This window comes from Phytobacter sp. SCO41 (assembly GCF_003073275.1).
Lineage (GTDB): Bacteria > Pseudomonadota > Gammaproteobacteria > Enterobacterales > Enterobacteriaceae > Phytobacter > Phytobacter diazotrophicus.
In genome coordinates this window covers 2,927,793-2,950,145 of record NZ_CP027225.1, presented here as the reverse complement: position 1 = coordinate 2,950,145, position 22,353 = coordinate 2,927,793, and the positions used below count along the sequence as shown (strand labels likewise).

General features: G+C 53.1%; 23 protein-coding genes. 12 read left to right on the top strand and 11 right to left on the bottom strand.

The window, feature by feature from the left end; translation table 11 throughout:
* Positions 1-25: 25 nt before the first annotated feature.
* From C5523_RS14280 to fabI, 3 genes are all read right to left on the bottom strand, one after another.
* Positions 26-1,960 (bottom strand): exoribonuclease II, encoded by a 1,935-nt coding sequence (locus C5523_RS14280; RefSeq protein ID WP_108701375.1) that lies wholly within the window; start codon positions 1,958-1,960, stop codon positions 26-28.
* A gap of 139 nt (positions 1,961-2,099) precedes the next feature.
* Positions 2,100-3,257: a CMD domain-containing protein gene (locus tag C5523_RS14275; RefSeq protein ID WP_079497519.1), complete on the bottom strand. Its 1,158-nt coding sequence runs from the start codon at positions 3,255-3,257 to the stop codon at positions 2,100-2,102.
* A gap of 242 nt (positions 3,258-3,499) precedes the next feature.
* Positions 3,500-4,288, bottom strand: a complete 789-nt coding sequence (gene fabI, locus C5523_RS14270) for an enoyl-ACP reductase FabI (RefSeq protein ID WP_039076945.1) — start codon at positions 4,286-4,288, stop codon at positions 3,500-3,502.
* A 761-nt stretch (positions 4,289-5,049) separates the two neighbouring features.
* Between fabI and C5523_RS14265 the strand changes: the two genes are divergently transcribed.
* Positions 5,050-6,231 (top strand): fimbrial protein, encoded by a 1,182-nt coding sequence (locus tag C5523_RS14265; protein ID WP_172960895.1) that lies wholly within the window; start codon positions 5,050-5,052, stop codon positions 6,229-6,231.
* Positions 6,232-6,410: 179 nt separating this feature from the next.
* On the opposite strand, the gene sapF is transcribed toward C5523_RS14265, so the two are convergent.
* The 6 genes from sapF to pspF form a co-directional block, all read right to left on the bottom strand.
* Positions 6,411-7,217: a putrescine export ABC transporter ATP-binding protein SapF gene (gene sapF, locus C5523_RS14260; RefSeq protein WP_039076947.1), complete on the bottom strand. Its 807-nt coding sequence runs from the start codon at positions 7,215-7,217 to the stop codon at positions 6,411-6,413.
* 1 nt (position 7,218) lies between these two features.
* On the bottom strand, positions 7,219-8,211 hold the full coding sequence (gene sapD / locus C5523_RS14255) for a putrescine export ABC transporter ATP-binding protein SapD (protein WP_039076948.1): 993 nt from the start codon (positions 8,209-8,211) through the stop codon (positions 7,219-7,221).
* The gene (sapC, locus tag C5523_RS14250; protein ID WP_039076949.1) at positions 8,211-9,101 is read right to left on the bottom strand and encodes a putrescine export ABC transporter permease SapC; all 891 of its coding nucleotides are present in this window, start codon (positions 9,099-9,101) and stop codon (positions 8,211-8,213) included. Before sapC ends, sapD begins: the two co-directional genes overlap by 1 nt.
* The gene (gene sapB, locus C5523_RS14245) at positions 9,088-10,053 is read right to left on the bottom strand and encodes a putrescine export ABC transporter permease SapB (RefSeq protein WP_071194092.1); all 966 of its coding nucleotides are present in this window, start codon (positions 10,051-10,053) and stop codon (positions 9,088-9,090) included. Before sapB ends, sapC begins: the two co-directional genes overlap by 14 nt.
* A complete protein-coding gene (gene sapA, locus C5523_RS14240) occupies positions 10,050-11,693 on the bottom strand; it encodes an ABC transporter substrate-binding protein SapA (protein WP_039076951.1) in 1,644 nt (547 codons plus the stop codon). Before sapA ends, sapB begins: the two co-directional genes overlap by 4 nt.
* Positions 11,694-11,791: 98 nt before the next feature.
* Positions 11,792-12,772 carry a phage shock protein operon transcriptional activator gene (gene pspF / locus C5523_RS14235; RefSeq protein ID WP_039076952.1) on the bottom strand — a complete coding sequence of 327 codons (981 nt, stop codon included), beginning with the start codon at positions 12,770-12,772 and terminating at the stop codon, positions 11,792-11,794.
* A gap of 166 nt (positions 12,773-12,938) precedes the next feature.
* On the opposite strand from pspF, the gene pspA reads away from it, so the two are divergent.
* The 10 genes from pspA (at position 12,939) to tyrR (ending at position 19,915) form a co-directional block, all read left to right on the top strand.
* Positions 12,939-13,607 (top strand): phage shock protein PspA, encoded by a 669-nt coding sequence (pspA, locus tag C5523_RS14230; RefSeq protein WP_039076953.1) that lies wholly within the window; start codon positions 12,939-12,941, stop codon positions 13,605-13,607.
* Positions 13,608-13,674: 67 nt separating this feature from the next.
* A complete protein-coding gene (gene pspB / locus C5523_RS14225; protein WP_071194093.1) occupies positions 13,675-13,899 on the top strand; it encodes an envelope stress response membrane protein PspB in 225 nt (74 codons plus the stop codon).
* A complete protein-coding gene (pspC, locus tag C5523_RS14220; RefSeq protein ID WP_071194094.1) occupies positions 13,899-14,258 on the top strand; it encodes an envelope stress response membrane protein PspC in 360 nt (119 codons plus the stop codon). The genes pspB and pspC overlap by 1 nt, the downstream gene beginning before the upstream one ends.
* A gap of 17 nt (positions 14,259-14,275) precedes the next feature.
* Positions 14,276-14,494: a phage shock protein PspD gene (gene pspD, locus C5523_RS14215; protein ID WP_039076956.1), complete on the top strand. Its 219-nt coding sequence runs from the start codon at positions 14,276-14,278 to the stop codon at positions 14,492-14,494.
* Positions 14,495-14,585: 91 nt separating this feature from the next.
* On the top strand, positions 14,586-14,900 hold the full coding sequence (pspE, locus tag C5523_RS14210) for a thiosulfate sulfurtransferase PspE (RefSeq protein ID WP_039076957.1): 315 nt from the start codon (positions 14,586-14,588) through the stop codon (positions 14,898-14,900).
* Positions 14,901-15,012: 112 nt separating this feature from the next.
* Positions 15,013-16,410: a YcjX family protein gene (locus tag C5523_RS14205; RefSeq protein ID WP_108702326.1), complete on the top strand. Its 1,398-nt coding sequence runs from the start codon at positions 15,013-15,015 to the stop codon at positions 16,408-16,410.
* Positions 16,407-17,468, top strand: a complete 1,062-nt coding sequence (locus tag C5523_RS14200; protein WP_108701373.1) for a YcjF family protein — start codon at positions 16,407-16,409, stop codon at positions 17,466-17,468. Before C5523_RS14205 ends, C5523_RS14200 begins: the two co-directional genes overlap by 4 nt.
* Positions 17,469-17,564: 96 nt before the next feature.
* Positions 17,565-17,867: a type II toxin-antitoxin system HigB family toxin gene (locus C5523_RS14195; RefSeq protein ID WP_071194098.1), complete on the top strand. Its 303-nt coding sequence runs from the start codon at positions 17,565-17,567 to the stop codon at positions 17,865-17,867.
* A 5-nt stretch (positions 17,868-17,872) separates the two neighbouring features.
* On the top strand, positions 17,873-18,232 hold the full coding sequence (locus C5523_RS14190) for a type II toxin-antitoxin system HigA family antitoxin (RefSeq protein WP_079497513.1): 360 nt from the start codon (positions 17,873-17,875) through the stop codon (positions 18,230-18,232).
* A 141-nt stretch (positions 18,233-18,373) separates the two neighbouring features.
* Positions 18,374-19,915 carry a transcriptional regulator TyrR gene (gene tyrR, locus C5523_RS14185; RefSeq protein ID WP_039076990.1) on the top strand — a complete coding sequence of 514 codons (1,542 nt, stop codon included), beginning with the start codon at positions 18,374-18,376 and terminating at the stop codon, positions 19,913-19,915.
* 42 nt (positions 19,916-19,957) lie between these two features.
* On the opposite strand, the gene tpx is transcribed toward tyrR, so the two are convergent.
* The gene (tpx, locus tag C5523_RS14180) at positions 19,958-20,464 is read right to left on the bottom strand and encodes a thiol peroxidase (protein ID WP_039076959.1); all 507 of its coding nucleotides are present in this window, start codon (positions 20,462-20,464) and stop codon (positions 19,958-19,960) included.
* Between the two features lie 117 nt (positions 20,465-20,581).
* Between tpx and ycjG the strand changes: the two genes are divergently transcribed.
* The gene (ycjG, locus tag C5523_RS14175) at positions 20,582-21,556 is read left to right on the top strand and encodes an L-Ala-D/L-Glu epimerase (RefSeq protein ID WP_108701372.1); all 975 of its coding nucleotides are present in this window, start codon (positions 20,582-20,584) and stop codon (positions 21,554-21,556) included.
* On the opposite strand, the gene mpaA is transcribed toward ycjG, so the two are convergent.
* Positions 21,538-22,251, bottom strand: coding sequence for a murein tripeptide amidase MpaA (gene mpaA, locus C5523_RS14170; protein WP_039076961.1), 714 nt, complete (start codon positions 22,249-22,251; stop codon positions 21,538-21,540). The genes ycjG and mpaA overlap by 19 nt on opposite strands.
* Positions 22,252-22,353 lie beyond the last annotated feature (102 nt).

The following is a 22,353-nucleotide window of genomic DNA, read 5'->3' as shown; positions in this document are numbered from 1 at the left end:
AGAGGGAGCAAAACAACGTGGTTTATCAGGCGGCTGGGCGCGCGATAATACTACGGGTTTCCATACGAACTTCCGCAATGGTGACATCAATAACGTCAGTCACTTTATAAACGGTTTCGCCCTTAATTTGCACGGTCCCGGTTTCCTGGCTGCATACTAATTCATCGCGTACTGCATGCAGGAACGGTGCCGGGATAAACGCAATGGCGCCGTTATCCACCAGACGAACACGCATGCCGCCACGGCTGATATCGATAATCTCGGCACTAAATCGGGTTTCGGTACCGGCTTTATTCTGCAAGAAACGGGCATACAGCCAGTCACCAACATCGCGTTCCGCCATGCGATTAAGACGACGACGTTCAGCCATCTGCACGGTAGCTTCGGCCTGTGGGCGTTCTGCGGTTTCACCTTTGATTACCGCTTTCAACAGGCGATGGTTGATCATATCGCCATACTTACGAATAGGGGATGTCCAGGTGGCGTAAGCTTCGAGACCCAGACCAAAATGTGGACCTGGATCGATGCTGATTTCCGCAAAGGACTGGAAGCGGCGAATGCGACTGTCGAGGAAACCGGACGGCTGTGCGTCCAGCTCGCGACGCAGCTTACAGAAGCCATCCAGCGTCAGCACTTCTTCCGCATCCACGTGCATTCCGTGGCCTTTCAGTAGCGTGGCAAGCTGTTCACTGTTCGCCGGGTCAAAGCCCAAATGCACGTTATAAATGCCAAAGCCGAGCTTGTCTCGCAGTACGCGAGCCGCGCAGATATTGGCGGCAATCATTGACTCTTCCACAATACGGTTTGCGATTCGACGCGGCTCGGCAACGATATCCAGCACTTCGCCTTTTTCGCCAAGAATAAAGCGATAGTCTGGGCGGTCTTTAAACACCAGCGCATGGGTCTGGCGCCACTGAGAACGAGCCTGACATACGCGCTGCAGCAGACGAATTTGAGTAGCGATAGCCTCGTTTTGTGGCTGCCAGCTACCGCTGTTTTCCAGCCAGTCAGAGACCTCGTCATAAACCAGTTTGGCTTTTGACGTAATCGTCGCGGCGAAGAATTCGATATTGTCTTCGATAGCGCCTTGCGCATCCAGCGTCATGCGGCAGGCCAGTACCGGGCGAACTTCATTAGCGCGCAGTGAACACAAGTCATCAGACAGTTCACGCGGCAGCATCGGAATGTTGAAGCCTGGCAGGTAGTTGGTAAAGGCACGCACTTTGGCGATGTTGTCCAGCTTGCTACCTTCTGCGATCCACGCGGTTGGGTCGGCAATCGCAACGGTCAGTTGCAGTTTGCCTTCGGCGGTCTCTTCAACATACAGCGCATCATCCATATCTTCGGTGCTGGCGCTGTCGATGGTAACAAAATCCAGCGAGGTCAGATCGATACGCTCAAGGCCTTCATCCAACATGGCGGTCGCAACACCATTTGGTGCTTCTTTTTCAAGATTATGACGTGCCAGGGTGACCCACCATGGCACAAAATGGTCGTCACCGAAGGTGATGAATTGCGTCAGCTCAGCATAAAAGCTGCGATCGCCTTTGAGCGGATGACGGCGCATTTCAGCAACCGCCCAGTCACCATCTTTGAAATCGTGCGTCACGCCACGTTCAGCGCGGCAGGGGATAACATCTTTAATTAACGGATGGTCAGGAACGATAGAAAGACGGTCATCTTTCTTCTGCACCCGGCCAACAAAACGGCTCAGGAACGGCTCAACCAGCTCTTCAGGTTCAGCGGATTCGCGTTCCTTTTCTGTGTGGATCACAGCGATAATTCGATCGCCGTGCATCACTTTTTTCATCTGCGGCGGCGGAATAAAGTAGCTTTTTTGCGCATCGACTTCGAGGAAACCAAAGCCTTTTTCCGTGGCTTTAACGACACCTTCCGCACGGGGTGTTTGGGAATGAAGTTGCTGTTTTAGCTGCGCGAGCAGCGGGTTGTCCTGAAACATAATTTTGTATTTTCGTGGCTGAAAGAGCGGCTGACAGTTTTACGCGAATCTGCCTGTTGCAGCAAGCGCTGTTTCAGCAAAATGCCCGTCCCTGACTTAGCAGAAAGCCACATGCCGGGTAAGGGCGCTTGTAGCAGAATCAGGCGATGTCACCGAGGGCAATTTTCAGACGGTTTAACCAGCCGCATAACGCGCACCAGATAAGCAATCCAATGGCTGATGCTTCGTTAATGCCATTCTCTTTCAACTGAGCAAAATGCGCCGGGCTAAAACGGTCGGGCGCGCAGGTCAACATCTGAACAGCTTGCACAATGGCACCTTCTTTCTCGCGAGTTTGTCCGAGGCATTTCAGTACCCGATCACCATTCCGCACCGCTTCGGCAAGGTCATCATCACCGTGCCAGCGTTGCCAGGCTTCGCTAAAGCAATTTACGCTACCATTTATACGTGCAGTGTAGAGAGTGACCAGTTGTGTAATGTTGTCGTCCACCAGCGCCGGGAGCGCGCCGCTATAAATTTCACCCAGCGCATCCAGTGAGGGGTACTCATGGGCCAGTACGGGCGCGAGAAGCTGAAAAGCAGGCAACGGTTGCCAGTTGGCAAGTGATTCCATCTGACGTGCGCTGGCGGTGCGTAAATCCACCGGCGCAATGCCTGGCGTCCACTGTGCTTGCGTTGCGTCAAACAAGGCATGTTCGGCCTCTTGCTGCATTTCCATGCCGGGGATCCAGCGCACAGGCTGTCCCTGTAGCGCCTGAAAAGTGGCGATGGCGCGCGCCTGAAAACCAATAAAACCGATAACCTGGCCCATCAAAATAATGTCGTATTCTGTTAATCCCACGTCATCAAGCTGCTGGCGGGCACGGGCGTCAATAACGCCAGGTGACAGCGCGAGCTGGCGGGCATATTGCGTAATTTGCGCCAGACGTCGATTGCTCTCCCGCGAAGAGTCCGGGCCGGGAAGGGGGGCCAGACGTGCGGCATAGTGATTACACAGGCGCTGCACGCCATATACCTGAGCGACAGTCAGTGCAGTACTCAGGCGGTCGTAGGCGCTGAATGTGTGCAGGCGATTGACCGTTACGCGCTGGGGAAACAGGAATTTGTACAGTGTTCGTGCTGGCATCAGCCAACTGTTGCACGCCTGAATTAATGCATCGGGCAGGGTGAGGTTTAACAGAAACGGGTCGTCAACAGTGGCTGCTTCGGGAACTAAGGGTAGCGCCTGAGCCTGACGGGCGCTCGACTGGGTTTCATGATACCAGTGGCTTTTGCCGGAAACACGGCGTTGTTCCATGGTCGTTCCTTGGTCTAAAAGTGGCGATCCGGACTCGTCGTTATGCTGGTACGCGGATCTTTTTCGCTGTTTTATCCTGGCGTAAGCGGTGGAAGGGATGAAAGAATGTTACGTGATAATAAATATCAGAAAGATATATATAACGTTAAAACACACAGAGTGCAGGATGTGGGGGACAAGCGGGAATGCAAAGGGGAAAAGGGGTAATGAAATGCGCCCCCTGTGGCAGGGGGCGAGGGCGATTATTTCAGTTCCAGCTCATTCATTGCAGCGATGTTGAAACCGCCATCAACGTGAACAACTTCACCGGAAATACCTGCGGACAGGTCAGAACACAGGAACGCAGCGGTGTTACCGACATCTTCAATGGTAACGGTGCGGCGAATCGGGGTAACTGCTTCGCAGTGGGAGAGCATTTTACGGAAATCTTTGATACCAGATGCCGCGAGGGTGCGGATCGGGCCAGCAGAGATACCGTTAACACGAACACCTTCCGGGCCCATCGCGTTCGCCATGTAACGAACGTTCGCTTCCAGAGAGGCTTTTGCCAGACCCATAACGTTGTAGTTAGGAATAGCACGTTCTGCGCCCAGGTAGGACAGAGTCAGCAGTGCGGAGCCTGGGTTCAGCATTTCGCGGCAGGACTTAGCCAGTGCCACAAAGCTGTAGGAGCTGATGTCATGTGCGATTTTGAAGCCATCGCGGGTTACGGCATTTACGTAGTCACCGTCCAACTGGTCGCCCGGCGCAAAACCGATGGAGTGAACGAAACCGTCAAATTTCGGCCATACTTTAACCAGTTCACTGAACAGGGCTTCGATGCTGGCATCTTCCGCAACGTCACATGGCAGTACGATGCTGGAACCCAGTTGAGCGGCAAACTCTTCCACACGGCCTTTCAGTTTGTCGTTCTGATAAGTGAACGCCAGTTCAGCGCCTTCGCGGTGCATAGCTTGCGCGATACCGTAGGCGATGGAAAGTTTGCTGGCAACACCCGTTACCAGAATGCGCTTACCGGTAAGAAAACCCATAGCTTTAATCCTTATAGTCATTGCTTTTATTTACTTTAACAATCAACAGCTTATGATTGCCATTTCAACATAAATCAAAACGAAACCGAATTATCCCAGCAGCCGCCGTCGGTGTCACGTTTTTTCCGTGATGGCAGGACACGCCCAAGGATATGTATAAGACTGACTCATTAACAGTTCGATACCGCAAAAGTATATCATCACTCTGTCATTTCGGGTCATCCAACCAGCGGGAAAAATGGAAATATAAGTGGAGCCATATGAATGAGACATCTGGGTGATATCTGTCCATGTTCTTTTAAAGGGCAATGATATTTTATTGGGATAGAAAACGTTTTAATTTATCAAGTATACTTTTTCACGAGACGCTTTTGTGAAGAATATGTCGTTATGTTACTAGTTTCTTCTCATTCACCTCTAATTTGTAGGTTTGTGACACTGAATTGGCTGTGAAGAAAGGCAAAATTGATTTTGCTCAGTTTTTCTGACGACGTTTAACTTTCAGCACCAATGGAAAAATACACTCTTTACATAAACCGGATTTTAATGCTTATCATATTCAAAGATTAATATGTTTGATAATTTTCGCTTAATGCATTCTTTATGTGAATTACATGATCTTGTTCTATGTAAAAAACTAATTAAAAAGATCTATTTTTTTTGTTTGGGTGTCCTCATTCTGGATGGATCTAATATCTATCCATGATGAACTATTGTATATTCACCTCAATGGATGGTACCTGAAAAGCAAGGAGTTCACTATGAGAAAATTTATAACAGTAATAAATGTGATGCTGATGTTAACTGGGAAGACAGTTTATGCGGAAGATATTGATATCGTTGTAACAGGGACAGTCACAAGATCTTACAGTGTCAATCTCACAAACAAAGTTACGCTGGGAAGTGGTCTGTCGAATTGCGCAATGATAGGCAGTGTTAATTCAATCGACATGGGCGGAACCGTTGCAACGAAAAATGATGGAAGCGGAAAGGTAGCCTATTATACACTTATAGAAAGGTCATCGAGTTCAGCAGTCGAAGTTTGTTCGGGACAATATGCGAATTATCGAATTTACAAAACGTCGGTTGACGGTATTGGTATCTCCTATAATGATGCAGACCCCAGTTCAGAATCCAAAGGAAGTCCAATAACACCAACCGCGCTGACTAAATATATAGCAAATGTAAACACAACTAACGTCCATGTATGGGTCGACGTACGTCTGTGGCGTTATTCGGCGGCAGCAGATTCACTACCATTCGGTTTATTAAATATTCAGGGGCCAGCTATCGCACAGGGGGTTGGAGCTAGCTCGGCTGGCGATGTGATAGATCGTTGTAGTTCTCTTTCAACAGGAACCAACCCCAGGTTATGTCTAACGGACATCATTAAATATCCGCAAATTACAACATCCGTCTATTCCGGTACCTGTGAATTTGTCAATACGTCAAAAACCGTACAAATGGGCAAGCGTAATATCCCGGCGAATTCTGCCGAGGGATATGGCACCGCATGGGTGGATGCCAGTTTTCAGTTACGTTGCCCGGATGCCTGGGGCTATTATTCAAACCCTTCCAGCCCTACGACTATAACAAGAAACAGTGCCGTGATGGTCACCGTTAAGCCGCGTGATGGTGTGGTTAATGCTTCCAAAGGCATTTTCAAACTCGACGGCTCCGGGGCGCAGGGGGTAGGTATTCAGCTTGCCTGGGGAGATTACGGCAGCCAGGGTCAGACACCAGCGAAACCGGTACAGCTCAATACGCCGACTAATGCGAGCGGCATAAGCAGTAATTTTGCCGCCGGACCTTACGCCAAAGGCAGTAATGCCGTGTCGGGGGACGGTACGATAAAAATGGCCGCCCGGTATATTCGCACAACGGGTACAGTACAACCAGGACCGGCGAATGGCCTGGTAGAAATCCTGGCCAATTATCAATGATGTATGGCAGAAGAAAAATCGGTCCGCCGGAACGGGCCGATAACGCTGCACAACCCCTTTCAGAATAATAAAGATGGTCAGACATATTTACCTGATAAAATCCGGGCAAATAACCAATAGCCTCAAATGAAAATCATCATGGAACTATTTGCCGGGCGCGAAGAGCGCCCTACGCATTATCAGCGATCCTGCCGCCAGGCATCGGCGGTCAGCGCCTCGCCAAAATGTCCGGCAATCAAGCGCTTAGTCAGATCGTGAAGCGGCGAAGCCAGCACGCTCGCGGTACTTCCGCGTTCAACAACTTCACCCTGATGCATCACCAGAACCTGATCGCTGATATGTTTCATCATACCGATATGCTGGGTCACATAAATATACGAAATACCCTGTTTTTCCTGTAATTCCAGCATCAGGTTAATCAGTTGCGAGCGCATTGACATATCCAGCGACGCCAGCGCTTCGTCGGCAATAATCACCTTCGGGCGCAATATTAAGGCGCGAGCCAGCCCCAGACGCTGTTTTTGCCCCGGCGCGAACATGTAAGGATAGTAACTGGCGTGATCGGGCAGCAGGCCAACCATGCGCAACGTTTCATAGATGCGTTTTTGCCGCGCCTCCGGCTCCAGGTCTGTGTTCAGACGTAGCGGGAAATCGAGGATCTGCGAGATGCGCTGACGCGGGTTTAGCGAGGTCGACGGGTCCTGGAAAATCATGCGGATACGTTGACTACGAAATGAATAGTCGCCGTAATGCAGAGGATGATCGTCAATCAATAACTCACCGGTGGACGGTTCCACCATGCCTGCCAGCATCTTTGCCAGGGTCGATTTGCCAGAGCCATTCTCGCCGATAATGGCCAGCGTTTGCTTCTCACGCAGGGTAAAACTGAGCGATTTAACCGCTTCCACGGTTTGTGGACGAAACCACCCGGTACGATAGCGGAACGTCTTACTTAGATTGCGCACTTCGAGCAGCGTTTCAACCATCTCACTCTCTCTCCATATTCAACGGGAAATGACAGGCATACAGATGGTTTTTCGCACCACTCAGACGCGGTCTTTCTACACATTTACGCTGGGCATAAGGACAGCGCGGCCCAAGGCGACAGCCGATCGGCAGATGTTCGAGCAACGGAATGGCACCCGGCATGGTGTTCAGGCGGCTTTTATGCGGCATGGCACTGCCAAAATCAGGAATGGCGCGAATCAACGCCTGGGTATAGGGATGATGCGGTGTCGTCACCAGTTCTTCGCTTGGTGCGGTCTCCACGGTTTGCCCACAGTACATGACATTAATGCGGTCGGCCCATTTACTCAGCATCTGCAAGTCATGACTGATCAACAAAATGGTGGTGTTGTTGTTCTGGTTTAGTCGAGTTAACAGACGGAAGATTTGCGCCTGCGTTGTCGGCTCCATGGCGTTTGTCGGTTCATCGGCAATCAGCAGGCGTGGTTGGTTGGCCAGTGCGATAGCGATCATCACTTTCTGGCATTCCCCTTCGGTCAGCTCATAGGGGAAGCTGCGCATCGCGTCTTTATGATCTTTAATGCCCACCCGGTGCAGCAGCTCAATAGCGCGCTGTTTGCGCCAGCCAAAACGACGGAAGAAGCCGCCTTTCCACGTCCAGCCGGGGATATTTTGCATCAACTGTTTGCCAATTCGTTCAGACGGGTCGAGACACGACTGCGGCTCCTGAAAAATCATGGAGACGTTATGGCCAAGCAGCTTGCGGCGCTCGCGCGCGGAAAGCCGCATCAGATCGATATCATCAAAACGCATACGGTCGGCGGTCACCCGCCAGTTCTCTTTCGTCACCCCGCAAATGGCTTTGGCGATAAGGCTCTTACCGGAACCGGATTCACCCACCAGACCGCGGATTTCCCCTTCGGCCAGCGTCAGACTGACCCGGTCAACGGCCTTAACCCAATCGTCACCGGTCTTCACTTCAATGGTCAGATTGCGAATATCCAGCAGTGGCATTATTCCACCCCCGCATTAATCGCGCGGCGAATACCATCGCCCAGCAGATTGACTAACAAGACGCTCAACATAATTGCAGCACCCGGTAGCATTACTGTCCAGGGGGCAACATAAATGAGTTCCAGTGCATCACCGAGCATGGCGCCCCATTCCGGGGAAGGGAGCTGTGCGCCTAAATCGAGGAAGCCCAGCGCCGCGATATCCAGAATGGCCATCGATAGCGAACGGGTAATTTCGGTGACCAGCCCGGCGGTCATGTTTGGCAGCACGGCAAACCACAGAATATTCAGCGTGGATGCGCCATCAAGACGGGCGGCAATAACGTACTCTTTTTCCAGTTCATCATGCACCAGGCTGTAAACCGACCTCACCATGCGCGGCAGAAGCGCCAGCCAGACGGCAAACATGGCATGAGAAAGGTGCGGCCCGGCGAAGGCCACCACAATGATGGCCAACAGCAGAGACGGAATAGAGAGCAGGGTGTCGAGAATATGGTTGAGTACCGCAGAGCGCAGACCATGGGTCGCCCCGGCGAAGACGCCCAACACCAGCCCAACGAGCGTGGCGGCGAGCGTCACCACAAACGCGCCCCCGACAGTGGGGGCCGCGCCGCTCAGTAAACGGCTTAACACATCGCGCCCCAGGTCATCGGTGCCGAGAAAGAAAGAGACCTCGCCATAGCGTGACCAGGACGGCGGCAACAATTGGTAGCCCAAAAATTGCTGATCAATGCCGTAGGGCGCAAACCAGCCACCGAACACGCATAACACCGCCAGCGCCGCACAGCCGTACAGGCCGATCATTGCCGGCGTGTCGCCATAGAATTTTCGCCACGCGGTGAGCAGGGTGCTGGGCGGGCGCTTTTCGCTATAGACGCTATCGTAAGGCATACCATTCCTTATGTTTCAACGGGTTCGCCAGTGCGCCCAGAATGTCAGAAAGCACGTTCACGATGATAACCAGTGAGCCTATCACCATTACCCCGGCAGAAATTGCCGCATAATCTTGCTGGCGGATTGCGTTGATGACCCAGCGCCCCAGGCCTGGCCAACTGAACACCATTTCGGTAATCATCGCCAGCGTCAGCATGGTCGAAAACTGCAATCCCAGGCGTGGGATGACCGGCGGCAGGGCATTATGCAGAACGTGGCGGCGCAAAATAGTCAGGCGTGACATACCACGCGTGGCGGCGGCCTTAATATAATTTTTGTCGAAAACGTCGATGGTGCTGATACGCATTAAACGAATGACTTCGGTGGTTGGAGCAACCGCGAGTGTCAGAACTGGCAACACCATATGACGGATGGCGCTGATAATCATCTCGTCACGCCACGGCGAATCAGAAAGCCATGCATCGAGGATAGCGAACCCGGTAACAGACTTCACTTCATAGAGCAGATCGAAGCGGCCAGAAACCGGCAGCCAGCCCAGAGTCAGCGAGAAGAACAGTGTTAAGAGCAGCGCCAGCCAGAATACAGGAATGGAGAAGCCGAGCAGGGCGATGGCGCTTATCAATTTATCCTGCCACTTATTGCGCATAATTCCTGCCATCATGCCTATGGGAATACCCACCAGCAAGGCAAAGCCAAAGGCGAGGATGCACAGTTCCATGGTTGCCGGGAAAACCTCTTTCAGTTGTTCAGAAATCAACTGACCATTGATGCTCGACACGCCAAAATCCCAGTGCAGTAGCCCGTTAAACCAAAAAACCCAGGCGTTCCACAGCGAGGCGCCCTGCAATGGCGCATGGGGGGTGAAATAGCTCAAACTAAAGCCGATAAAAGTCAGCAGAAAGAGCGTCACCAGCAGGAGCAACAGGCGGCGTAAGGTAAAAATGATCATGGTTTTTTCACCTCTTCTTCTTTTTCCCGCGTCACCCCGGCAAACGAGGCGCTGCCAAACGGGCTCAGCACCAGCCCTTTAATATCGTAGCGATAGGCCTGCAGACGAAGCGATGAGGCGAGCGGCAGTACCGGCAGTTCCTGCGCCAGAATATTTTGCGCCTCATCGTAGGCATCAATGCGCGAGGCAAGCTGCTGCGACGCCAGCGCTTTTTGCAGGACGCTGTCAAATTCGCGGTTACACCAGTGGGCGAAATTGGTTTGGGAATCGATAGCCGCGCAGCTCAATAACGGACGAAAGAAACTGTCCGGATCATTACTGTCGGTTGCCCAGCCAGAGAGGGTGAGGTCATGATTCATGTCCATCAGACGCGCCTCCTGGAAACGGCCTTCAACGGGAACAATCACCACCTTCACGCCAACCTGCGCCATATCGGCCTGAATCAGTTCTGCTGTTTTGAGCGGACTGGGGTTCCAGGCCTGCGAGGTGGTCGGCACCCATAAATGCAGCGTCAGGTTTTCCAGCCCCAACTCTTTAAGACGCTTTCGCGCTTTCTCCGGATCGTATTCGGTAACCCTGGCTTCACCGTCATAAGCCCAGGACGCGCGTGGTAAAATCGATGCCGCCGTTTCAGCCGTGCCGTAATAGATGGACTGCATCAGGCGCTGGTTGTTAATCGATAAGGCCAGCGCATGGCGAACTTCCGGGTTATTGAGCGGCGCTTTGTCAGTATTAAACGCCAGATAGGCGATATTCATGCCCGGACGCAGGGTCAGGCGCAGGCGCGGATCGTCACGCAAAATCGTTAACTGGCTCGCGGCAGGCCAGGCCAGCACATCGCACTCACCGGTCAATAATTTCGAGAGTCGGCCTGTACCACCGGAACCCAGATCCACCACCACTTGTGGCATCAGCGGTGTGCCACGCCAAAAATGGGCGTGACGTTGTAACCTGACATACTGCCCGGCGCGGTACTCTGCTAACTGGAACGGTCCGGTGCCGACGGGCTGGCGATCAAGAAGTTCCTGACGGTCGGATTTTGCCAGCATTGCCGCATACTCCGCAGACATCACCGAGGCGTAGTGGGTCGCCAGATGCCATAAGAAGGAGGCGTCTGGCTGGCGCAGACGAAACTCGACGGTGTGGCTATCGAGCTTACGCACGCTTTGCACAGAATCAGCGAATTGCAGACTGTCGAAATATGGGAAGTTGGTGCCGTTAACGTTATGCCAGGGGTTGTCGCGATCAAAAATGCGCTGAAAGGTAAAAACGACATCGTCTGCGTTGAAATTACGTTTGGGCTTGAACCACTGCGTCGTCTGGAAAGCAACGCCATCACGCAGGTGGAAGCGGTAGGTCGCACCGTTATCCATCACTTCCCAGCTTTCCGCCAGTTCGGGCACCAGGCGGTAGGTATAGGGGTCAACGTCCAGCAGGCGGTCATAAAGTTGCGCTGCCAGCGTATCGACAATCAGGCCGCTGCCCGCTTTCTGTGGATTAAACGTGCTCACTTGCCCGTTGACGCAATAAACGAAGCCACTGTCGCGAATATCGGCAGTCGCCGCCTGCGGTGAAGCAGAGTGCGCAATACCGGCCCACAGGCTCGCGGTGATTAGCAGGAAAGGGGAAAGCAGACGCATGTTTTATTCAACGATTTTAGGTTCATGTGCAAAGTGTATCGCACTTGCCATAGCTTCGTACAAATGTCTGATAACGACTGCTGTTATTGTCAGCGATTTCAGCTTATCTGGTGCTTTTTCAGCAGCGCCCGCAACTGGTGATAGGTCAACCCCAACAGCTCCGCCGCCCGTTTCTGATTAAATTTTGCCTGCTGCAAGCTGTTTACCAGTAACTCGCGTTCCTGCTGATGCTGGAACTGGCGGAGGTCGACAGGCAGCGTCGGTAAACCGCCCGACTCAGGCAAAACCGCTTCAACGATTGGCGTCTCGTTGTTAAAGGGGTCAATGATGATCTCATCAAGTGGCGTTTCGCTTGTCCCGTGCCGGTAAACCGAGCGTTCAACGACGTTTTTAAGCTCGCGAATATTCCCCGGCCAGTTATAACGCATCAATGTTTCGCGCGCGCGCTCTGTAAATCCGGCAAACAGCGGCAATTTAAGTTCGCGGCACATTTGGATGGCAAAGTGATCCGCCATCAGCATGATATCGCTCTGGCGCTGGCGTAACGGGGGAAGTTGCACCACATCAAAGGCCAGACGGTCCAGTAAGTCGGCGCGGAAAGTGCCTTTATAAACCATCTCCGGCAGGTTGGCGTTGGTGGCGCACACCAGGCGTACATTCACCTGCAGAGGCTGGCTGCCGCCGACGCGCTCCAGCTCACCGTATTCAATCACGCGCAGCAGTTTTTCCTGAACCAGCATCGGGGCGGTGGCAAGCTCATCAAGAAACAGGGTGCCGCCGTCGGCGCGCTCAAATCGACCTGGATGACGTTTTTGCGCACCGGTGAAGGCGCCCGCTTCATGGCCAAACAGCTCGGTATCAAGCAGATTTTCATTGAGGGCAGCGCAATTGAGGGAGATAAACGGCCCTTGCCAGCGGCTCGACAGATAGTGCAGACGGTTGGCGATTAACTCTTTCCCTGTGCCGCGTTCACCGATGATAAGTACCGGTTTATCGAGCGGCGCCAGACGCGAAACCTGTTCCAGCACCTCAATAAAGCTGTTGGACTCGCCCAGCAGATTGTCTCTTTGTTCAGCCATGATGAATTTCGCCACTTGTTAGCGTTATTCACCACTCTAAACTAAAAATACGCAACGGTAAAATAGAGTGTTTCTTTTAAAATCAATAAATTAAAAAATTGGCACGAAGATTGTAATACCTGAGAGCAGGGCAAGGCCCGATTACAGAAATTAAGAGGAACAGATTATGGGTATTTTTTCTCGTTTTGCCGACATCGTGAACGCCAACATCAACTCGCTGCTGGAGCGCGCTGAGGATCCGCAAAAGCTGGTGCGTCTGATGATTCAGGAAATGGAAGACACGCTGGTCGAAGTACGTTCAACCTCAGCCCGTGCGCTGGCAGAGAAAAAACAGCTCGTACGCCGCGTTGAGCAGGCGACCGCGCAACAGGTTGAATGGCAGGAAAAAGCCGAGCTGGCTCTGCGCAAAGATAAAGACGATCTGGCGCGTGCGGCGCTGATCGAGAAGCAGAAAGTGACGGCGCTTATCGATACGCTGGAGCAGGAAGTGGTGCAGGTTGATGAAACTCTCGCCCGGATGAAAAAAGAGATTGGCGAGCTGGAGAGCAAACTCAGCGAAACGCGCGCACGCCAGCAGGCGCTCTCTTTACGCCACCAGGCGGCGAGCTCGTCCCGCGATGTGCGTCGCCAGCTTGATAGCGGCAAGATTGATGAAGCGATGGCCCGTTTTGAGTCTTTCGAACGTCGTATTGACCAGATGGAAGCCGAAGCGGAAAGTCATGGTTTTGGTAAACACAAAACGCTGGATCAGCAGTTCTCTGAACTGAAAGCGGATGACGAAATCAGCGAACAACTGGCGCAACTGAAAGCAAAAATGAAACAAGATAATCAATAACATTTTTGCAAGACATTGCAGGCGGCATCGGGAGATGTCGCCCCATTATCACCTGTAAGGAGTACACATGAGCGCGCTTTTTCTGGCCATTCCCCTGACGTTATTCGTTCTGTTTATTTTGCCGGTCTGGTTATGGCTCCATTACAACAACCGTACCTCACGCGGTGAACTACCGCAAAGTGAGCAGCAACGGCTGATGCAACTGACCGACGATGCACGGCGAATGCGTGAACGTATTCAGGCGCTGGAAGACATTCTTGATGCAGAGCATCCGAACTGGAGAGATCGCTGATGGCAGGTTTAAACAGCAATAAAAAGTTATGGCGTATCCCGCAGGAAGGCATGGTGAAAGGGGTATGCGCCGGTGTTGCGCATTACCTGGATGTACCAGTGAAGTTGATCCGTTTGATAACAGTGTTGGCCATGCTGTTCGGGCTATTTTTCCCGGTAGTGGTGGTCTATATCGTTATGACCTTCGTTCTGGACCCGATGCCGGAGAGCGCAGTGGATGCCGAAAATACCCCAACCAGCAGCCAGCTTCTGGATGCCGTGGACGCGGAACTGGAAGCCGGTGAGCGTCGTCTGCGCCAGATGGAGCGTTATGTCACCTCCGACACGTTCTCTCTGCGCAGTCGTTTCCGACAGCTTTAATGAAGAGGTATCAGGCAATGGCAACCTGGCGACAGGCTACACAGAAAGTTAAACCGGGGATGAAAATCGCCGGGAAAGTTGTCCTGCTGGCCGCGTTGCGCTATGGCCCGGCAGGAGTTGCAGGCTGGGCGGTGAAATCGGTGGCGCGACGCCCGGTAAAAATGTTGTTGGCTTTTGCGCTTGAACCGTTGCTCAATCGCGCGGCGAGCCGATTCTCGAAACGCTTTATGAAGTAACCCGTGCGCAAAATGCGATAACAGCGCTACAACCGGGTTGTAGCCGGGCGTATAGTTGGCGAAGGAATTAACAAAACCAAAGGAAGGAAAGATGTTAAAACAAACGGTTATCGCCGCTGCGCTCGCTGCCAGCACACCCACTTTTGCCGCGGAGCACTGGATCGACGTACGGATCCCGGAGCAGTATCAGCACGAACATATTCAGGGCGCACTGAACATACCGCTCAGTGAGATTCAGGCCGGAACCTTCTCGCCACTGGCAAAAGAGGACACCCTGTACCTGTACTGCAATTCCGGGCGTCAGGCGACGCTGGCCCAGGAGGCATTACAGCAAATGGGTTACCAGCATGTCATCAATATGGGCGGTATAGCCGGTCTGAATAAGCCTGTCGTTACCTCCAAATAAACCTTCTGGCGGCGGGGCATTCGCCTCGCTACCGTTGATATCTGCCGAAGTGCACCTCATCTCATATATCCTATGAATAAATTTTCTGATTTCATGGCGGCACGGAATGACGATTGAACGCTGGAAAAATGAACTTAATGCCCTGGTAAACCGGGGAATGGATCGCCATCTGCGGTTAGCCGTTACGGGGCTTAGTCGCAGCGGAAAGACGGCGTTTATCACCGCAATGGTGAATCAATTACTTAACGTTCACGCAGGCGCGCGGCTTCCCTTGTTTAGCGCGGTACGTGAAGAGCGGCTGCTTGGTGTTAAACGCGTTCCTCAACGTGATTTTGGTATTCCGCGTTTTACCTATGACGAAGGGCTTGCGCAGCTCTATGGTACGCCACCCGTCTGGCCAACCCCGACACGCGGTGTCAGCGAGATTCGACTCGCGCTGCGCTTCCGGTCGCAGGAGTCGCTGCTGCGCCATTTTAAAGAGACCTCCACGCTGTATCTGGAAATTGTCGATTATCCAGGGGAATGGCTGCTGGATTTGCCGATGCTGGCTCAGGATTATCTAAGCTGGTCACGACAGATGCGCGGCCTGTTACAGGGACAACGTGGCGAATGGTCGCAGAAGTGGCAGGCCTTGTGTGAAGGGCTGGATCCTTTAGCGCCTGCCGATGAAAACCGTCTGGCAGACATTGCCGCTGCCTGGACAGATTATTTGCATCAGTGCAAACGCGAAGGGCTGCATTTTATTCAGCCGGGGCGTTTTGTTCTGCCCGGTGATATGGCTGGCGCACCTGCATTGCAATTTTTCCCATGGCCCAATGTGGACGAAACGGGGGAAGCCAGACTGGCGCAGGCGGGCAAACACACTAGCGCGGGCATGCTGCGCGAGCGGTTTAACTACTATTGCGAACATGTGGTGAAGGATTTTTATAAAAATTACTTCCTGCGTTTTGACCGCCAGATTGTGCTGGTGGATTGCCTGCAACCGCTCAACAGCGGGCCACAAGCCTTTAATGATATGCGTCTGGCGCTGACGCAACTGATGCAAAGCTTTCACTACGGTCAGCGGACGCTGTTTCGCCGTCTGTTCTCGCCGGTTATCGATAAGTTGCTATTTGCCGCCACAAAGGCGGATCATGTCACGCTCGACCAGCATGCCAATATGGTGTCGTTGCTCCAGCAACTGATTCAGGATGCGTGGCAAAACGCTGCGTTTGAAGGGATCAGCATGGACTGCGTTGGTCTGGCCTCTGTCCAGGCGACACAGAGTGGCTTGATTGATGTTAATGGCGAGAAAATTCCCGCCTTACGTGGCCACCGGCTGAGCGATGGTTCTCCCCTGACATTTTACCCCGGTGAGGTGCCGGCGCGTCTGCCAGGCCAGGCATTCTGGGAAAAACAAGGGTTTCAGTTTGAGTCCTTCCGCCCTCAGGCGCTGGATGTGGATAAGCCATTGCCGCATATCCGTCTGGACGCTGCGCTGGAATTTTTATTGGGAGATAAATTGCGATGAGTGAACCCCTGAAACCGCGTATCGATTTCACCGGGCCGCTGGAAGCGGAGACCGTCATGCAGGTCAAGGCCGCGCAAACATTCAGCGACGATCTGGCTGATAACTTCGCGCCAGTCAATCCCGACGAGATCCGCGAAGAAGGCCCGGCAGAAGCCGCAGTAGAAGCGGCGCTGCACCCGAAACGCAGCCTGTGGCGCAAAATGGTGCTCACCGGGATGGCGCTGTTTGGCGCAAGCGTTGTCGGTCAGGGCGTGCAATGGGCGATGAATGCCTGGCAAACTCAGAACTGGGTCGCCATGGGCGGGTGTGCCGCTGGTGCATTGATTGTCGGTGCGGGCGTTGGGTCTGTGGCGACGGAGTGGCGTCGGCTATGGCGATTGCGGCAGCGAGCCCAGGCACGAGACGAGGCGCGGGAACTGCTTCACAGCCACGGTACGGGGAAAGGGCGCGCATTTTGTGAAAATCTGGCGCGCCAGGCCGGGCTAGACCATGCGCATCCTGCACTCCAGCGTTGGTATGCTGCGATTCATGAGACACAAAATGACAGGGAAGTGGTCTCGCTGTATGCCCATATCGTCCAGCCTGTATTGGATAACCAGGCGCGGCGTGAAATCAGTCGCTCCGCGGCTGAGTCAACATTAATGATTGCCGTCAGTCCGCTTGCGCTGGTGGATATGGCGTTTATCGCCTGGCGCAATCTGCGTCTGATTAACCGCATTGCCACGCTTTATGGTATTGAGCTGGGGTATTACAGTCGACTGCGTCTGTTTCGCCTGGTGCTGCTCAATATTGCCTTTGCCGGCGCCAGTGAAATGGTGCGTGAAGTGGGCATGGACTGGATGTCGCAAGACCTTGCCGCACGTCTTTCCGCCCGTGCCGCGCAGGGGATTGGCGCTGGCCTGTTGACTGCCCGATTAGGCATCAAAGCCATGGAACTGTGCCGCCCGTTACCGTGGCTTGGCGATGACAAACCGCGTCTTGGCGATTTTCGTCGCCAGTTGGTGGTGCAGCTCAAAGAGACGGTGCAAAAAGGCAAAGCGTCGAAGCGAGATGGATAGTTCTCTCTTGCCGTTAAGTTTACTGTGGTTGTTTTTACAGAAGTCCCATTTTGGGATAAAATGGATAGGGTCCCACGATGGGACAGGGATAATTCAATGAAGATCATATCCATCAAAGCGCTCAGAGATTTTTGGACGACACATCCGGATGCGGAACAGCCCTTAAAAGCATGGCACGATGAGGTTCAGCAGGCTGAATGGAAAACGCCTGCAGACATTAAATCTCAATACCGTAGTGCAAGCATCCTCAAAAACCGGAGGGTCGTGTTCAACATTAAAGGTAACGACTACCGTTTAATTGTCTCGATTGCGTATCAACGAGGCTGGGTGTTTGTGAAATTTATAGGTACACATCATGAATATGATGTTGTCGATGCAGGCAACGTTGAACGAGGGTAATCTGTATGCAAATCAAGTTAATCAAAACGGAACAGGATTACGAAGCCGCGTTAAAAGCGGTTGCCCCTATGTTCGACAATGAACCTCAAATGAACACACCTGAGGGTGATTACTTTGAGGTGATGTGTTTGCTTATCGAAGAGTATGAAAAAAAACATTATCCAATCGATCCTCCTGATCCGATTGAAGCCATAAAATTCAGGATGGAGCAGCAAGGATTGACCGTCAGCGATCTGGAGTCTGCAATTGGCAAATCGAACCGGGTATACGAAATTCTGAACGGTAAGCGCAATCTGACGTTACCGATGATTCGAAAACTCCACTGTCAGTTTGGCATTCCCCTGGAAAGCCTTGTTGGACTATAAATTGTGCGCTGCGCGTTTAACTTTACGGCACAGCGCCCACTTTTCCGCCATGCTGTCAATATTTCTTGACAGACATCTTCCTGCCAGAGAGGAACTGACATATTATCCCGGCATTCGTTGATTATCTGGGGTGATATTTCCATGCGTCTTGAAGTCTTTTGTGAAGACCGACTCGGTCTGACACGCGAACTGCTGGATTTACTGGTGTTACGCGGCATTGATTTACGCGGAATCGAGATAGACCCTGTCGGGCGCATCTACCTGAATTTTGCTGCTCTGGAGTTCAATACATTCAGCAGCCTGATGGCAGAGATTCGCCGTATCCCTGGCGTAACCGACGTGCGCACCGTGCTGTGGATGCCTTCCGAGCGTGAGCATCGTGCGCTGAGCGCGGTGCTGGAGGCGCTGCCGGAACCCGTTTTATCGCTGGATATGAAAGGGAAGATTGAACTGGCGAACCCGGCGAGTTGCCAGCTATTTGCGCTGGACCAGAGCAAACTGCGCAATCACAACGCGGTACAGCTCATTTCCGGTTTCAATTTCACGCGCTGGCTGGAAAGCAACCCGCACAACTCTCATAGCGAACATGTTGCCATTAATGGGCAAAATTTCCTGATGGAAATCACCCCGGTCCATCTGGAAGGCGAATCCGGCGAACCGGTTCTGACCGGCGCGGTGGTGATGCTGCGTTCCACCGTCCGAATGGGACGTCAGTTACAAAACCTTTCGCAACAGGATCTGGGCGCTTTCAGCCAGATTGTCGCCGTCAGTCCGAAGATGCGCCAGGTGATGGAGCAGGCCCGGAAGCTGGCAACACTTACGGCACCGCTACTGATTACCGGTGACACAGGGACGGGTAAAGATTTGCTGGCACGAGCCTGTCATATGGCCAGTCCGCGTGCGGCGAAACCCTACCTGGCGCTGAATTGCGCGTCGATTCCGGAAGATGCCGTCGAAAGTGAACTGTTTGGTCATGCCCCGGAAGGGAAAAAGGGCTTTTTTGAACAGGCGAATGGCGGTTCTGTGTTGTTGGATGAAATCGGCGAAATGTCGGCGCGAATGCAGGTTAAACTGCTGCGTTTTCTCAATGACGGGACTTTCCGCCGGGTTGGGGAAGACCATGAGGTACACGTCGATGTGCGGGTGATTTGCGCCACCCAGCGCAACCTGGTGGAACTGGTGCAAAAGGGGATGTTCCGCGAAGATCTCTATTATCGCCTGAATGTTCTGACGCTGAATCTACCGCCGTTGCGGGAGCGTCCGCAGGATATCATGCCGCTGACCGAACTCTTTGTTGCCCGTTTTGCCGATGAGCAGGGCGTTCCCCGGCCTAAATTGTCGGCCGATCTGGGTAATGTTCTGACCCGTTATGGCTGGCCGGGCAACGTTCGTCAGTTGAAAAACGCGATCTACCGTGCGCTTACCCAACTGGAAGGCTACGAGCTACGCTCACAGGATATTCTGCTGCCGGACTTTGATGCCGCTACCCTGCCTGTCGGCGAAGATGCGATGGAAGGGTCGCTTGATGAGATCACCAGCCGCTTTGAGCGCTCGGTACTGACACAGCTTTATCGCAGTTTCCCCAGCACGCGTAAGCTGGCAAAGCGCCTTGGCGTCTCGCATACGGCGATCGCGAATAAACTACGGGAATATGGTTTGAGCCAGAAGAAGGGTGACGAGTAATACGAATTGCCCGGTAAACAGCGCGTTACCGGGCAGACTTTATTAGCCTTTCAGCACTTCAAGTGCGGCAGCATAGTCAGGCTCGTTGGTGATTTCATTCACCAGTTGGCTGAAAATGACATTGTCGTTTTCGTCAATGACCACCACAGCACGTGCCGCCAGACCTTTCAGCGCGCCTTCGGAAATGCCCACACCGTAGTTTTCCAGAAACTCAGCGTTACGCAGCGTGGAGAGGGTGATCACATTGCTCAGACCTTCCGCACCGCAGAAGCGAGACTGGGCGAATGGCAGGTCAGCGGAAATGCACAGAACGACAGTGTCGTTTACGCCTGTTGCCAATTCGTTAAATTTACGCACAGATGCGGCGCATACGCCGGTATCAATGCTCGGGAAAATGTTCAGAACTTTACGTTTTCCTGCAAACTGGCTTAATGCAACGTCAGACAGGTCTTTCGCCACGAGAGAGAACGGTGCGGCTTTGGAACCGACCTGCGGAATCTTACCGGCAACGGAAACTGGATTACCCTGGAAATGGACAAGCTGTGACATATATATCTTCCTGTTTACATATAGTTAACTTCGTCGCTAGTGTATTCTGAAAGCAAGGACCACGGCAAACCTAATTTCACATCTATAATCGTGGAAAAGGCGGCAGAGGAGAAAGGGATGAGAAGCGTTAAGGTTTATGATGAAACCTGGCCGTTACACACGCCATTTGTCATTGCTCGAGGTGCGCGCAGCGAGGCTCGGGTAGTGGTTGTTGAACTGGAAGAAGACGGCGTCAAAGCCGTAGGTGAATGCACGCCATATCCCCGTTATGGCGAGAGCGAGGCTTCGGTGATTGCGCAGATTATGACGATCCTGCCGCAACTGGAAAATCGTTTGACCCGTGAAGAACTCCAGACACTGCTTCCTGCCGGTGCGGCGCGTAATGCCGTCGACTGTGCGCTTTGGGATCTGGAAGCCCGGCGACAGGGAATGACGCTTGGGCAGTATGTGGGCGTGACATTGCCCGCCACAGTCACTACTGCGCAAACCGTGGTCATCGGTACGCCTGAGCAAATGGCCGCCAGTGCCTCGGCGCTGTGGGAGACGGGGGCAAGGTTGCTTAAGGTGAAGCTTGACGATCATTTGATCAGCGAAAGGCTGGTGGCAATACGTGCCGCTGCACCGGAAGCCACGTTGATCGTTGATGCCAATGAGGTCTGGCAAAGTGAAGGTCTTGCTGCCCGTTGCCAGCTTCTGGCCGATCTTGGCGTGGCAATGCTCGAACAGCCTCTTCCGGCAGGCGATGATGCCGCGCTGGATAACTTTATCCATCCTTTGCCCATCTGTGCCGATGAAAGTTGCCACACGCAACGGGATCTCGCCGCGCTGGCGGGGCGCTATGAGATGGTTAATATCAAGCTCGATAAAACCGGCGGGTTGACAGAAGCGCTGGCGTTGGCCCGTGCGGCGCACGAGCAGGATTTTGGCCTGATGCTGGGCTGCATGATCTGTACTTCACGCGCCATTGCCGCGGCACTACCGTTGGTGGGTGAGGTTCGCTTTGCCGATCTCGACGGACCTACCTGGCTTGCGGTAGATGTCGAACCATCGCTGCAATTCACCCCTGGTCAGCTTCATCTCTCCACATCATGACGCAGTAGCGCTGTCATCGCGCTGAGGTATTTCTCGCTGGCTTCATCGGCTGAAACTGGCGGGAATTCCAGTGTGATGCAGTGCAAATTCATATCCGCGCACCAACTACCGAAAGAGCCGGGTGTTTCGTAGCCGACACTGGTGACCAGCGGTAAATTAAACGCCTGCGCCAGCCACTGACCAAAGGCGCTGTTGCGTGGATCTTCCACACAGGCCAGCGGATCGTGAAACGACACCACCCAGGCGGGGCGGACCTGGTGAATCAACTGGCACAATGCTTTAGTTTCGGGTTCGGAGCCGGGGGCATCACCTGTCGATAACACTACATCACGCGCTTCGGCGGCGCTGTTCCAGCGGTAAACCGTTTCGCCGGGTTTCCAGTTTGCGGCCGGAAAATTACGATTCAAATCCACGCCGCTGGCATTCGCACGCAGGCCAAGCTGGCAACCATCCGGATTGACGGCCAGCACAACATGGTGTCGACGAAGTTCTGGTTTCAATGTCCGCAAGGCGCAGGAAAGCGTCACAATAGAAGAATTTTCATCACCATGGGTTCCCGCAATGATAAGCCCGCTGGCATGTGAAGCTTCGGTTGCCGGAAACCAAATGAGTGGGGCACCTAACAGAGAGTGTCCGTAATATTCGCTACCGGAAGGAAAGGCGCCCCGTTCCGGGCGTGGGCGTGAAGCAGGCATAGTCATCCTTATTCTGGTTGGCTTATTGCAAGTGTTGGGCATATTTCTCGCCTGGGCAAATTATTGCTGTATTCAGGCAAAAAGGAATAGCCGTCAACTTTC

What these genes read in the sequence shown, in the direction of transcription:
- C5523_RS14280 (WP_108701375.1), bottom strand. Translation starts at nt 1,960, where the DNA reads ATGTTTCAGGACAACCCGCTGCTCGCGCAGCTAAAACAGCAACTTCAT.
- C5523_RS14275 (WP_079497519.1), bottom strand. Translation starts at nt 3,257, where the DNA reads ATGGAACAACGCCGTGTTTCCGGCAAAAGCCACTGGTATCATGAAACC.
- fabI (WP_039076945.1), bottom strand. Translation starts at nt 4,288, where the DNA reads ATGGGTTTTCTTACCGGTAAGCGCATTCTGGTAACGGGTGTTGCCAGC.
- C5523_RS14265 (WP_172960895.1), top strand. Translation starts at nt 5,050, where the DNA reads ATGAGAAAATTTATAACAGTAATAAATGTGATGCTGATGTTAACTGGG.
- sapF (WP_039076947.1), bottom strand. Translation starts at nt 7,217, where the DNA reads ATGGTTGAAACGCTGCTCGAAGTGCGCAATCTAAGTAAGACGTTCCGC.
- sapD (WP_039076948.1), bottom strand. Translation starts at nt 8,211, where the DNA reads ATGCCACTGCTGGATATTCGCAATCTGACCATTGAAGTGAAGACCGGT.
- sapC (WP_039076949.1), bottom strand. Translation starts at nt 9,101, where the DNA reads ATGCCTTACGATAGCGTCTATAGCGAAAAGCGCCCGCCCAGCACCCTG.
- sapB (WP_071194092.1), bottom strand. Translation starts at nt 10,053, where the DNA reads ATGATCATTTTTACCTTACGCCGCCTGTTGCTCCTGCTGGTGACGCTC.
- sapA (WP_039076951.1), bottom strand. Translation starts at nt 11,693, where the DNA reads ATGCGTCTGCTTTCCCCTTTCCTGCTAATCACCGCGAGCCTGTGGGCC.
- pspF (WP_039076952.1), bottom strand. Translation starts at nt 12,772, where the DNA reads ATGGCTGAACAAAGAGACAATCTGCTGGGCGAGTCCAACAGCTTTATT.
- pspA (WP_039076953.1), top strand. Translation starts at nt 12,939, where the DNA reads ATGGGTATTTTTTCTCGTTTTGCCGACATCGTGAACGCCAACATCAAC.
- pspB (WP_071194093.1), top strand. Translation starts at nt 13,675, where the DNA reads ATGAGCGCGCTTTTTCTGGCCATTCCCCTGACGTTATTCGTTCTGTTT.
- pspC (WP_071194094.1), top strand. Translation starts at nt 13,899, where the DNA reads ATGGCAGGTTTAAACAGCAATAAAAAGTTATGGCGTATCCCGCAGGAA.
- pspD (WP_039076956.1), top strand. Translation starts at nt 14,276, where the DNA reads ATGGCAACCTGGCGACAGGCTACACAGAAAGTTAAACCGGGGATGAAA.
- pspE (WP_039076957.1), top strand. Translation starts at nt 14,586, where the DNA reads ATGTTAAAACAAACGGTTATCGCCGCTGCGCTCGCTGCCAGCACACCC.
- C5523_RS14200 (WP_108701373.1), top strand. Translation starts at nt 16,407, where the DNA reads ATGAGTGAACCCCTGAAACCGCGTATCGATTTCACCGGGCCGCTGGAA.
- C5523_RS14195 (WP_071194098.1), top strand. Translation starts at nt 17,565, where the DNA reads ATGAAGATCATATCCATCAAAGCGCTCAGAGATTTTTGGACGACACAT.
- C5523_RS14190 (WP_079497513.1), top strand. Translation starts at nt 17,873, where the DNA reads ATGCAAATCAAGTTAATCAAAACGGAACAGGATTACGAAGCCGCGTTA.
- tyrR (WP_039076990.1), top strand. Translation starts at nt 18,374, where the DNA reads ATGCGTCTTGAAGTCTTTTGTGAAGACCGACTCGGTCTGACACGCGAA.
- tpx (WP_039076959.1), bottom strand. Translation starts at nt 20,464, where the DNA reads ATGTCACAGCTTGTCCATTTCCAGGGTAATCCAGTTTCCGTTGCCGGT.
- ycjG (WP_108701372.1), top strand. Translation starts at nt 20,582, where the DNA reads ATGAGAAGCGTTAAGGTTTATGATGAAACCTGGCCGTTACACACGCCA.
- mpaA (WP_039076961.1), bottom strand. Translation starts at nt 22,251, where the DNA reads ATGCCTGCTTCACGCCCACGCCCGGAACGGGGCGCCTTTCCTTCCGGT.